Origin of the sequence: Colwellia piezophila ATCC BAA-637, from assembly GCF_000378625.1 — a bacterium.
Taxonomy (GTDB): Bacteria; Pseudomonadota; Gammaproteobacteria; order Enterobacterales; family Alteromonadaceae; genus Colwellia; species Colwellia piezophila.
Genome location: NZ_KB905168.1, coordinates 134699 through 147218, shown reverse-complemented (window position 1 = coordinate 147218; position 12520 = coordinate 134699). Strand labels below are relative to the sequence as shown.

10 protein-coding genes are annotated in these 12520 nt (G+C 41.0%); 2 read left to right on the top strand and 8 right to left on the bottom strand.

The window, feature by feature from the left end; all coding sequences use genetic code 11:
- Window positions 1-47: 47 nt before the first annotated feature.
- From recG to F580_RS0115720, 8 genes are all read right to left on the bottom strand, one after another.
- Window positions 48-2141 carry an ATP-dependent DNA helicase RecG gene (gene recG, locus F580_RS0115755; RefSeq protein WP_019028710.1) on the bottom strand — a complete coding sequence of 698 codons (2094 nt, stop codon included), beginning with the start codon at window positions 2139-2141 and terminating at the stop codon, window positions 48-50.
- A 16-nt stretch (window positions 2142-2157) separates the two neighbouring features.
- Entirely contained in the window at window positions 2158-2865 is a 708-nt protein-coding gene (gene trmH, locus F580_RS0115750; RefSeq protein WP_026301479.1) for a tRNA (guanosine(18)-2'-O)-methyltransferase TrmH, read from the bottom strand.
- A gap of 187 nt (window positions 2866-3052) precedes the next feature.
- The gene (locus F580_RS0115745) at window positions 3053-3442 is read right to left on the bottom strand and encodes a RidA family protein (protein WP_019028708.1); all 390 of its coding nucleotides are present in this window, start codon (window positions 3440-3442) and stop codon (window positions 3053-3055) included.
- A gap of 116 nt (window positions 3443-3558) precedes the next feature.
- Window positions 3559-5667, bottom strand: coding sequence for a bifunctional GTP diphosphokinase/guanosine-3',5'-bis pyrophosphate 3'-pyrophosphohydrolase (spoT, locus tag F580_RS0115740; RefSeq protein WP_019028707.1), 2109 nt, complete (start codon window positions 5665-5667; stop codon window positions 3559-3561).
- 376 nt (window positions 5668-6043) lie between these two features.
- Complete coding sequence (rpoZ, locus tag F580_RS0115735; RefSeq protein ID WP_019028706.1) at window positions 6044-6331, bottom strand: DNA-directed RNA polymerase subunit omega; 288 nt, start codon at window positions 6329-6331, stop codon at window positions 6044-6046.
- A 376-nt stretch (window positions 6332-6707) separates the two neighbouring features.
- The gene (gene gmk, locus F580_RS0115730; protein WP_026301478.1) at window positions 6708-7364 is read right to left on the bottom strand and encodes a guanylate kinase; all 657 of its coding nucleotides are present in this window, start codon (window positions 7362-7364) and stop codon (window positions 6708-6710) included.
- A 258-nt stretch (window positions 7365-7622) separates the two neighbouring features.
- Window positions 7623-8813, bottom strand: a complete 1191-nt coding sequence (locus F580_RS0115725; RefSeq protein ID WP_019028704.1) for an amino acid aminotransferase — start codon at window positions 8811-8813, stop codon at window positions 7623-7625.
- A gap of 243 nt (window positions 8814-9056) precedes the next feature.
- Window positions 9057-9767, bottom strand: coding sequence for a DUF445 domain-containing protein (locus F580_RS0115720; protein ID WP_019028703.1), 711 nt, complete (start codon window positions 9765-9767; stop codon window positions 9057-9059).
- 90 nt (window positions 9768-9857) lie between these two features.
- On the opposite strand from F580_RS0115720, the gene F580_RS0115715 reads away from it, so the two are divergent.
- Both F580_RS0115715 and traF read left to right on the top strand, forming a co-directional pair.
- Window positions 9858-10730: a peptidylprolyl isomerase gene (locus tag F580_RS0115715; RefSeq protein ID WP_019028702.1), complete on the top strand. Its 873-nt coding sequence runs from the start codon at window positions 9858-9860 to the stop codon at window positions 10728-10730.
- A 222-nt stretch (window positions 10731-10952) separates the two neighbouring features.
- Complete coding sequence (gene traF / locus F580_RS0115710; RefSeq protein ID WP_019028701.1) at window positions 10953-12482, top strand: conjugal transfer protein TraF; 1530 nt, start codon at window positions 10953-10955, stop codon at window positions 12480-12482.
- Window positions 12483-12520 lie beyond the last annotated feature (38 nt).

Genomic DNA, 12520 nt, shown 5'->3' with positions numbered 1-12520 from the left:
GTTATTGTTAATTTGCTTGTTTAGTACTTTGTCTTAATTTTTACCTATTAAGCGTTGGAGTAGCGCTCTTTATTGCCTAACCAACGTTGAATGAGTGCTTGCGCACATTCAGGATATTGGCGTGATAAGAGGTACGCCTGTTGTTTTATTTCGGGGATTAAGTAACCGTCACGTACTAGGTCGGCAATTTTAAGATCAGCAAGACCCGTTTGCCTAGTGCCTAATAATTCACCCGGACCACGAATTTCAAGATCTTTTTCGGCAATCACAAAACCATCATTACTTTCACGTAATACTTTTAAGCGTTTGACGGCGGTCTTTGACAGTGGTGCTTTATATAATAACACGCAAAAAGAGGCAACCGAGCCACGACCAACACGGCCACGTAACTGGTGTAGTTGCGCTAAACCTAAACGCTCGGGGTTCTCAATCACCATTAAGCTGGCGTTAGGTACATCAACGCCAACTTCAATCACTGTAGTGGCAATCAATAAGTGTAAATCACCGGCTTTGAAGGCATCCATCACGGCTTGTTTTTCAACAGCCTTCATACGGCCATGGACTAAGCCAATGTTCAATTCAGGTAATTGTTCTGCTAATAAAATTGCTGTGTCTTCAGCGGCTTGGCATTGAAGTACTTCTGACTCTTCAATTAAGGTACAAACCCAATACGCCTGCCTGCCATCATTAACACAACCTTGTCGAATACGTTCAATAACGTCTCCACGGCGTGAATCAGGGAGAGCCACAGTGTTTATTGGTGTTCGACCAGGAGGTAATTCATCAATAATTGAGGAGTCTAAATCCGCATAGGCAGTCATCGATAAAGTACGTGGAATTGGTGTTGCTGTCATGATCAATTGGTGCGGATATTTATTATCAAAAACACCTTTTTCACGTAACGTTAAACGTTGATGGACACCAAATTTGTGTTGCTCATCAATAATAACCAAAGCCATATTTTTAAAGACTACATCGGCTTGAAAGAGCGCATGGGTGCCAATCACCATTTGCATTTCGCCACTAGCCATTTTCTCAAGGGCTTCTCTTTTGGCTTTGACTTTAGTTTTTCCAGCTAACCAACCAACATTGATACCTAGCGGAGTAAACCAGTTAGCAAAATTAATAGCATGTTGCTCGGCAAGGATTTCAGTAGGCGCCATCAGGGCAACTTGATAGCCGTCACTAATGGAGGTTAAGGCCGCCAAGGCTGCCACTAACGTTTTTCCTGAGCCAACATCGCCTTGCACTAAACGCATCATCGGTTGGCTTTTAGCCAAGTCAGTTTTTATTTCATCAACAACACGCGCTTGCGCGTTCGTTGGCGAAAAGGGCAATGCAGCAAGAAATTTTTTGCTAACTTGCTCATCACCCAATAATGCTATGGCATCATGAACATCACTATTTTGTCTGAGCTTTAACATGCTCAAGTTGTGGGCTAGTAACTCTTCTTTAATTAATCGTTGCTGGGCGGGATGACGACCTTGCTCTAATTGTTCTATTGAAACATCAGGTGGCGGGCGATGGATAATCGCTAAGGCATCACTAAGAGAGTACTTTTCGTTAAAAATATTGTTGGGCAGTAATTCTTCTACTTGGCCGCGTTGTAATCGAATTAAGGCTTGCTCGGTTAAGCTTCGTAAGGAAACTTGTCTAAGGCCATCAGTACTTGGATAAACAGGCGTGAGCGTTTCTTCAACGGATGTTAAGGCTCTATCGTCATCCAGAGCTTTGTATTCAGGGTGCACAATTTGATAACCACGGGGACCGCGTTTGACTTCACCATAACAGCGAATATTTTTACCAATGGCTAAGCTATTTTTTTGACTGGCGGAGAAGCTGAAAAAACACAGTTGAATACTACCAGTGCCATCATGAAGTGTTACCACTAGCATGCGGCGTTTACCGTGAGTGATCTGGCTATCGGTAATTTCACCAATGATATTGGTTGAAGTACCGACTAATAAATCACGCACTGTGGTAATGCGGGTTTTATCTTCATAACGTAGCGGTAAATGAAAGAGCATATCTTGCACTGACAGCAAGCCTATTTTCTCTAATTTTTCAGTGAGACTAGGTCCGACACCTTTGAGTGAACTCAAAGGTACTTGTGATAATTGGCTTAACGCTTCCAATGGCATGCTAGGATCCTAGTGCTTAATCATCAATATGTTGCCAAGCTTTTTTGTTCATTTGCATTTTTTGCCACCATAGCTCATCCGCGACAATTTGACCGGCTTCATCAATTTCAGGGTAAGGTAAACCTTTACGCTGACAGGCTTCGGCAAAGATAGGATGACCACCTTCAAATAAAGTACGCTGACGACGCTCATGACTCAAGCGAGGTTGATCATACATACCGGCTAATTGACGTTGGCGCTGTGCCTCGTATAAAACAACCGAACAAGCAACAGATACATTTAATGATTGCACCATGCCAACCATAGGAATCATAATGTCTTGGTCGGCAAGCTCTAGCGCAATATCAGAGGTACCAAATTTTTCTTGCCCTAAAATAATCGCGGTTGGTTTGGTATAATCAATTTCGGTAAAATTAACCGCAGTATCAGACAAATTGGTCACCAATATTTGCATGCCCTGTGCTTTTAGGGCGGCAATAGCATCCGCTGTTTTATGATAGTTATGCACGTCAATCCAGTTCTGGCTGCCGGCAGCGCTGCCACCACGTACTTCAGCAGCTTCACTTTTCCAGACTGCATGAACATCACTAATACCAATGGCATCACAAGTACGTACAACTGCGGCTAAATTATGGCTTTTATGTAGACCTTCCATGCAAATCGTTAAATCTGGCTGGCGTTTGTCTAACATGGAATTGATGCGTGCTAATCTTTCTGGAGTCATTTTCTTAATCTTTTAAATAATTTTAGCTTGGCTCTTTATCAAAGCTCGGGTACAGCAGTGTCAATAGGCAAAAGTAATGCTATTTAAGCAAAGCCGTCAAGCTATGAATTCAGGGAGCTTATGTCTATAAGTGACTTGAATATATAGCGTAGACAATGCCGATTCAATAGTATTAATAATGCCTATTTTAGTTAACGCTAGGAAGTTCTAAGATACCGTCAATTTCGATGGCCACATCTTTAGGCAATCTAGATACTTGTACTGCAGCTCTAGCTGGATAAGGCTGAGTAAAGTAACGGCTCATAATTTCATTAACAGTGGCAAAGTTACTCAAGTCCGTTAGGAAAATATTAACTTTTACCATGTCGTTAATTTCACCACCGGCAGCTTCACAGACAGCAACTAAGTTTTTAAATACTTGCTCGGCTTGTGCGGAAAAGTCACCTTCAACCACTTCCATGGTTTCGGCAATAAGAGGAATTTGTCCTGATAAGTACACAGTATTGTTTACTTTTACCGCTTGGCTATAAGTGCCAATGGCGCTAGGTGCTTTGTCTGTACTGATAATGCTTTTCATAAAACTTCCTGTTGTTACTTAGTCTGATTGCTATTACTTGAGCTTATCGCTCTATTTGCTAATCTTTGTGAGTTCAGTCGTAGACCTTGCCGTTATTGTTGCGTAAAGCGAGATCATTATTTATTTCGAATGACGCGTTGAACATCAATCATTACTTTAATTTTGCGAATAATATCGGCTAAATGAATACGGTCTCGACAGGTTATTTCCATGTCTATTACGTATAAACCTGCTTCTTTTTCACCGGAATTTAAGCTGTGCACATTAGAGCCACATTTAGCGATAACATTGGTTAATAGCGCCAATGCACCTTGATGATTAATAATCTCAACGCGTAATTTGGCAATAAACTCTTTGTCGATATCATTGTCCCATTTTACTGGGAACAAGCTACCTTGATCATGGCCTTTAATATTACGACAGCCTTGCTGATGGACCATTAAACCTTTACCTGGGCTTAAATAGGCTAGGATACCATCGCCCGGAATAGGACGGCAGCATTTACCATAATTGACTAACATGCCTTCTGTGCCCATTATCGGCATTTTGGCGCCAGTGCCTGTTGAGGTTAAGTTGTTATCTTCAGTAAAACCATCGGTCAGTTGTCTGGCAATACCTATACTTAATGCATTACCTAAACCAATATTGGTCAGTAATCCCTCAAAACTATCATTACCACTTTGTTGTACCACTTCATCAATTTTCTCTTGTGCTAAATCTTCGATCTTCGTTTTACCAAGCGCGTGACTTAATAAACGTAACCCTAGTGCATGAGATTCATCTTTTTCACAACTTCTCAGGTAAGTCCGTATTTGCAAACGAGCTTTGGCGGTTACCACAAAGTTAAGCCAGGTAGCGTTAGGTCTTGCTGACGCTGAAGTAATCACTTCAATAGTTTGACCAGAATCGAGCGGTTGGCTCATTGGGTATGGCTTGCGGTCTACTTTTACGCCGACACAAGAATTACCTACGTCAGTGTGCACTGCATAAGCAAAGTCGATTGCGGTAGCGCCCATGGGCAGTTCAATAATACGACCATCAGGAGTGAAGACATAAATTTCTTCAGGGAATAAATCAGATTTAACGTTTTCAATAAATTCAAAAGAGCTACCGGCACTTTGTTGCAGCTCTAATAAACTTTGCATCCAGCGGCGGGCTTTCATTTGTGCGGTAGTGCCCGCATTGTCGCCGTCTTGCTTATAGAGCCAATGCGCGGCCACGCCTTTGTCGGCCATTTGGTCCATATCTTGGGTACGAATTTGAATTTCTACCGGAATACCATGAGGGCCAATTAATGAGGTATGCAGCGATTGGTAGCCGTTAGTTTTTGGAATAGCGATGTAATCTTTGAAACGCGATTCAATAGGCTTGAATAGGTTGTGCATAGCACCTAAAGCACGGTAGCAGTTGTCTATTTTTTCATTGACGATAACGCGAAAGGCATAAATATCCATGACTTCGTTGAACATCAACTCTTTATTAAGCATTTTACGGTAAATGGAATAAAGGTGCTTTTCTCGACCAATTATCTGTGCATCAATACCGCTTTCTTTTAAGCGGGCAGCGATTTCTTTTTCTATGTTATCAATAATTGCTTTACGATTGCCGCGGGCGCTTTTTACCGCTGATTTCAACGCACGTGAACGCATAGGGTAAAGTGCTTCAAAACCCAATAGCTCGAGTTCATTTTTTATATCATGAATACCTAAGCGATTGGCTATTGGCGCATAAATTTCTAGGGTTTCTCGGGCGATACGGCGACGTTTATCAGGACGTAAAGAACCAAGGGTGCGCATATTATGAGTACGATCGGCGAGTTTGATTAAAATAACACGAATGTCTTGCACCATGGCAAGTACCATCTTACGGAAATTTTCCGCTTGCATCTCTTCTTTGTTAGTAAACTTTAATTTATCAAGTTTACTAACGCCTTCAACGAGTTCAGCTACGGTATGACCAAAAAGTTCAGCTAATTCATCTTTAGTAACTTCGGTATCTTCAATAACATCGTGTAATAACGCGGCCATGAGGGTTTCATGGTCCAAGTTCATCTGTGCTAAATTAAGGGCTACCGCAACTGGGTGGGTAATATAAGGGTCACCGCTAGAGCGCATTTGGCCATCGTGGGCATCACGCGCAACGATATAAGCGTGTTTAAGTAAATCAACTTGTACTTTTGACAGATAAGTAGAGCTAAGTTCTTTTAAAGGTTCAAATAGGTACACCTAATACTCCAAATTAAGGGGAAAAAAGGGGTAATTCGAGTAGATACCCTATTAATATACTTATGTTACCTCGAAATGCACGATTCAGCGAGCATTAAAAGGTTGGCGGCAAGGCATTGATTGCAGAGAATGGTTATTCAGGAGAATATGCTCCTGCATTCTCTAATATGTTATATCCATGTCTATTTATTAAGAGCGTAATCATGAGTAAATATAGCATGCGCGGTGATGCTTTCTATCTACAAGCAGAAGCAGGCTAAGCTAAAAAAAAGGCAATAAAAAACGCGTAACCTATTTTCTGACATCAGCCAGAAAATAGGTTACGCGTTTTTAGTCGCTTAAAACTTAACCTTTCTAAGGATAGAAAAGAGGTGTCTTAGCTTAATTCGTCTTGTTGACCACCAACAATCGCTGCAACAGCATCTAATTCAGCAGTATCTTGCTGGATTTGCTGTACGCGATCATAACTGTTCATAATTTCTGTAGTAATTAAACCTGCTTCGATTTCACGCAAAGCGATGACCGTTGGTTTGTCGTTTTCGACATCAACCAATGGTTCTTTTCCGCCCGTTGCAATTTGACGAGCACGACGTGATGCAACTAGCACCAAATCAAAACGATTACCGACTTTTTCTACGGCCTCTTCAACAGTTACGCGAGCCATTAGGTCACTCCAACAAATAAATCAATTTACAAAATAGTTGCGTATTTTACTGCCCACTCACTAATTAAGCAAGCAATACCACACAACCGAGGTAATATCTTAGTATATACCCAAACTACATGAAGATGCAGGTTTCAGCTGGAATTAGAAATGCCTTTAGGCAAGGCATTGATTGAAGAGAATAGTTATTCTATTGTCGAAATCGATAACGTAGTATAAAGCGTTTCTAAACCAGCCCTGTGGGGACGTCTGAGCAAACCATGTTCTTCGTTATCTCCTTTTTTAAGGGAATAACCCTTAATAAAAAGAGGCCACTTAATCATGAATTGTTCAAGCGTCCTGAAACACACATCTTCAAGTGGTTTGGGTATACCACTTATTCCGCAGACGCTGTTGCGTCATTGTTTAGCAGTTTGCTAAACAATTCTTGCTGAGCAATGCTTTGCTGACGGCACTTCAGGCGCTGATTATTTACGATAGTAGTCAGGTCGAGCAAAGCTTGGTCGAAATCATCATTGACGATAATGTAATCAAATTCTTTGTAGTGAGAGCATTCAGCTTGCGCTTGTGCCATGCGGCTGGCAATCACTTCATCACTGTCTTGACCTCGACCGCGTAAGCGATTTTCTAGTTCCTCTTTAGAGGGGGGACTAATGAATATAGTAGTTACACTTGGCTTTTTCATCCGAACTTGTTGGGCACCTTGCCAATCAATATCAAGGAATACATCAATGCCTTGAGCAAGTTGTGCATCGATAGCGGCTGCAGAAGTACCATAATAATTACCAAAGACTTCAGCATATTCATAAAAGGCGCCGAGATCGATTTGTTTTTTAAACTCGGTAACACTAACAAAATGATAATGTTCACCATTATTTTCGCCGGGACGAATATCTCGGGTGGTATGAGAAACGGATACTTGCATAGCTCTGCTAGATGCTTGATTTTCTTGCTTTAGTAACGCATTGATAAGGCTTGATTTTCCGGCACCACTTGGCGCAGAAAGAATAAATAAATTACCGGGAACAGTCACAGGTTTTTCCTTTAAAACAAACTTGAATCTCATATAAGTAGTAACAAGTGGAGTCATTAACGATACCTTTGGGTATTAGTCCACTGCTTATAAATTTTGCCAATAAAAAAGGCTGAAGCATATTTTACTCTATTAGAATAAAAAAAGCTCAGCCTGTCTGACGGTAATCCATATTAATTTTCGTATTTGCGCGATTACTTTTCTTAAAAATAAGCCGCCTACCGTTATTGCCAGTAGGCGGGAACTTGTTCGCGCTCTTTACAATATTTTAGCAATAGATTTCGCTAAGTAATCAACATTACTATTGGCAATGCCAGCGATACTCATACGGCTAGAACCGACCATATAAATGCTGTATTCATCTTGTAACTGTTGCACTTGCTCAGGGGTAATACCTAAGAAAGAGAACATACCATTTTGACGTTGAATAAAGCTAAAGTCGCGAGTTACGCCATTTTCTACAAGCTTATCAACGATTAATTTGCGGTTGCCATTAATGCGATCACGCATTTCTTTTAATTCGCCATACCATTCATTACGTAATTCATCTGAACTTAGGATGGTTTCTACAATAGCCGCGCCATGTGCTGGAGGCATAGAATAAATAACACGTATCACATAAAGTAAGACCGACTTAGCGATATCAACCGCTGTGCTTGATTCACCAATGATGGTACAAGCACCAATACGGTCACGGTATAGACCGAAGTTTTTAGAACATGAACTACAGACGATCATTTCTTTAACTGTTTCCGCCATTAAACGTAAACCGTAAGCATCTTCGTCTAAACCAGAACCAAAACCTTGGTAAGCCATATCTATTAACGGCGTGAAACCAACACTTTTAGCGACTTCAGCAACTTGTTGCCATTGTTCTTTGTTTAAATCCATACCACTTGGGTTATGACAACAAGCGTGTAATAACACTACATCATCACTGCTAACTGCTTTAAGCGCAGTTAACATGCCATCAAAGTCTAAGCTTTTGTTCTCATGATCGTAATAAGGGTAAGTTTTAACGTTTAAACCGGCAGCTTGGAATAAACCGGTGTGATTTGCCCAGGTTGGATTGCTTACCCAAATGGTCGCGCCGGCTTTACAAGACTTGATAAACTCAGCTGCAACACGTAAAGCACCAGTACCACCAGGGGTAGATACGGTACGAGCACGATTTTGGTTTAAGACTTTATGCTCAGCGGTAAAAATAAGCTTAGCCATTTCATCGTTGAATAACTCTGAGCCAGTAGGACCAATATAAACTTTGGTGTCTTCTGTCGTTAAGCGATGTTGTTCGGCTTTTTTTACACAATTAAGTATCGCAGTGTGACCTGCTTCGTTTTTGTATACGCCAACACCTAAATCGATTTTATTTGGGTTGTTATCTTTTCTATATTTAGCCAATAATCCAAGAATTGGATCGGCAGGCAAAGCCTTTAAACTACCAAACATGACAGAAGTTTACCTTATGTTAGAGGAGAGTTACCTCAATAAGGCATCATCGCGCTTATGAGTCTAAACTCTCTAATTTTTAATCACTCAAGCATAACGTAAACGTAGGGCGTAATTAAAGATATTTTTATGCCATATAGTGACAAAACTAAGATTAATTTTTAGGATTTTTTGTGATTAGTTTATAAGTGTAAATTTATTTATCAAATATTGTAAATTACACTTGCCAGAGGAGTCATATAGCTAAAAGTTATTAGTGAGTGCGGCAACTACGCCAATAACACCACCAAATATACCACCCCACACCACTAACCAGCCTAAATGTTTTTTGATCATTTTTTGGATGATCTCTTTAACTAACTGAGGGGTTAATTCCTCGAGACGTTTTTCAATAATGTCGCTGACTTTATCCCGCATGCCGGAAATTATATCCGGCTGCTCTAATTCCTCTCTCAGCAGAGTATTAAATTGCTCACTTTGCACGATATCTTGCATGGCGAGTTTCATTTTCTCAATAAAGGGTTCTTTCATTGGCTGTATTGCTTCACTACCGCCAACCATGGCAAGCATTGGCCCAAATGATGATTCTTCAATCACTTCCACTAAACTCTTGAACGCAGGACTAAGATCGACTTTATCGATAACCGGCGATAAATTAATGGTGCTGGCTTTACCTGAGCTGTCAGAAAGGAAACGGTCAATATTTTGTTCAGTAAAAAATTGTTCCATCATTAATTGACGAATAGCCACTTTGAATTCTTCAAAACGCGCTGGGATCACCCCTGAGCCATAAAGTAGCGGTACTTTCTCAAAGAGCATATGTACGGCAAGCCAGTTAGTGATGGCACCAGATAAAGCAAAAAGGCCTAGCGTAAAAAGAATATGATGTTCGCTAAAATAGCCCCCTAAAGTCAAAGCTAATGCAATAAGGTTGGTGATAAGGCTTTTGTTCACGAAATACTCCAAGGTGGATATAGTTAAATTTTACCGGTGGCTATGATAGCATTTAATTTACTCACCTTTAAAATAGAAAAATGAATTGCCATGAGAGTTTATTTAAAAACCATACTTACAGTAACCGCGTTATTTTTTATCGGTGCTTGCGGAGCGCAAAGTGCCACTGAATTGGCATGGCGAAAAGTCGCGCTCAATAATTCCGTGCTATTAACCCTGCCGCACGGAAAAGTGGTTATTGAATTAGCGCCGCAGTTTGCCCCTAAGCATGTCAGTCAGTTTAGAGAATTAACCAAACAAGGCTTTTATGATGGCACTAAATTTTATCGGGTCATTGACGGTTTTGTTGCTCAGGCTGGACCTAAAGACGGCAGTAAAAAAGACCAATCGGTAGCTTTACTTGCCATGGAAGCAGAATTTAAAGTCACTGAAAATTGGACCTATACGCCAGTACAAAATCAAGATTTATTTGCCGAGCATACGGGCTTTAAAGATAGCTTTGCTCTGGCCTATAAAAAAGCTAAAAATACCCATGAGAGTAAGGCGTGGTTAACCCATTGTCCGGGGACTTTAGCCATGGCGAGAAATAATGAAGCGGACTCTGCCTCAAGTCATTTTTATTTTGTTATTGGTCAAGCGCCGCGTTATTTAGATGGCATTATGTCAATTTTTGGTCGTGTGGTGTATGGCATGCAGCATATTCAAGCGATACAGCGCACAGCCGTGATTGAGGGCGATGATGCGGTGGATCCTAGTCGCTTCACTCAGATAATGAGTATGCAGTTGATGAGTGATGTCGCAAAAGTAGATCAAATTCATCTGGAAGTAGAAAATACTGAAGCGACGGCATTTGCTGAGCGCTTAGTAAAACGTCGTGATCGTGATAATGACTTTTTCTATAAAAAACCACCACCTGTACTTGATGTCTGTCAAATTCCAATTAGAAGTCGGTTAATTAATTAATTAATACCAAGTCCATTAAGTTAGTTCCCACTCAGAGTGAAGAAACTTATTGGAATTGGTATAACAATTGCGTGGTGAATATGAATAACGCCCAAGTGTACAAACTTGTAATGACTTTGTAATTTTAAGCTTGTTGTAGGTGTTCGTATGTGGTCGATATGTTAATATAGGTGGTAAATTGTACACATCACCTTTCATTAACAGCTAATTAGGGGCGACATTTTGCCTTTTTCATTATTACTTTTATTCAAAACAGGCTTGCTTAACATATTAGCTAACTACCATGTCTTCGCTGCTTTGGTTCTTGGTTTTAGTTTATCAGCGCTAAGTGGTAATGCTTGGGCCGATATTCAGCCCCGTAGTGCTAGTCTCAACTATTCACAAAAAGCATTATCAAATGCGGGCAATCCGGCGGCTGCAGCACTCATTGTTGCAAGGAAAGACCCTCATGTTATGACCGGAGGTTCAATTGAGCTGGGTGGCGGTATTGAATACGGTGATCTCGATGAACTATTTACTAAGATAGATGAATTATCTTTATTGTTCAATCCACCCAGTGAAGGCGACGACGGTAGTGATGGTGTCGACGGTAGTGATGGTGTCGTGCCACCACCCTCTCCAGAAAATCCAATTAGAGATTATACTTGGCAAGATCTCTTTGCCGAGTACCCTGAATTAGAAGACCGTCTCGATCTGGTGAAACGCAAAGTAGCCACTACCGCTGGGCTTTTAGCACTTATTGCCACCGAGGGTTATGGTAAAGCTGAAGCAACGAGTAATGCTAGTTTTGTTGTCAGTGAAGATTTATTTGGCGGCACTTTATTATTTGGCGCATCCTTTAAGGGAAATTCTAAAGCGGTGGGGATTTTTGAGGATATTAACTTTGACTCAGACCAAGCTAAAGCGCAATTAAAAACTATTCCCGGCTTTGATGAGCATGATCCGGTGCAAGAACTCGACCTTTCCGGAGGCATTACCTTGTTTTATAATCCGGCCAATAATAAAGTCAAAATGACCGTGAATAATGACAGCCTGCTATTAATTAAAGCCGCAAAAGTCACCCAATTTTCTTTATCTTACAGCCATATTGCTCTGGAAAGTGATGTTGGCAATTTATATTGGGGCGTTAAACCGAACTTTTACCGCGTTGGCTTAACCAATGTTGGCACCCGTATTGGCGATATTACCGATACCGAAGCTTTATTTGATGATATAAAAAATGCTGACTTTATTTATGAAAACGGCTTCGATATGGATGTGGGACTTGTCTGGGCGGCGGAACATTATCAACTCGGTGCGTCACTGACGAGCGTGTTCGAGCATACCTATGAATTTCCAGAGTTGGATAGAAACAGATTTAGCTCAGAAAACATCCTCAGTCAATTAAACCAACATGAAGTCTATACCATGGAGCGGCAGTTAAAAATTGAGGCGGGGATTTTCACCGACCAACGTCATTGGAGCTTGGGTGTTGAATTTGATGCCAACCCCGTCGTTGACCCCATGCATGATGAATATCAGTGGTTTACGCTAACCGCGGGTTATGCTGCGGATAGTTGGTGGTTACCTAGTGCACGTTTAGGTATCAGCAGAAATTTAGCGGGCACCGGCTTAGGTTATATCAATGCGGGTGTTACCGTCATGAAGTTTATTAATCTTGATGTCGCTACTACCCTAGATACAGTCACCTTAGATGGAAATGAGATGCGCCGAGGCCTAAACCTGCGCTTAGGGGTACAATTCGATTATTAACCTGCTCAAAATTTAGCTCTGAAAGTTCAAAATCTGGA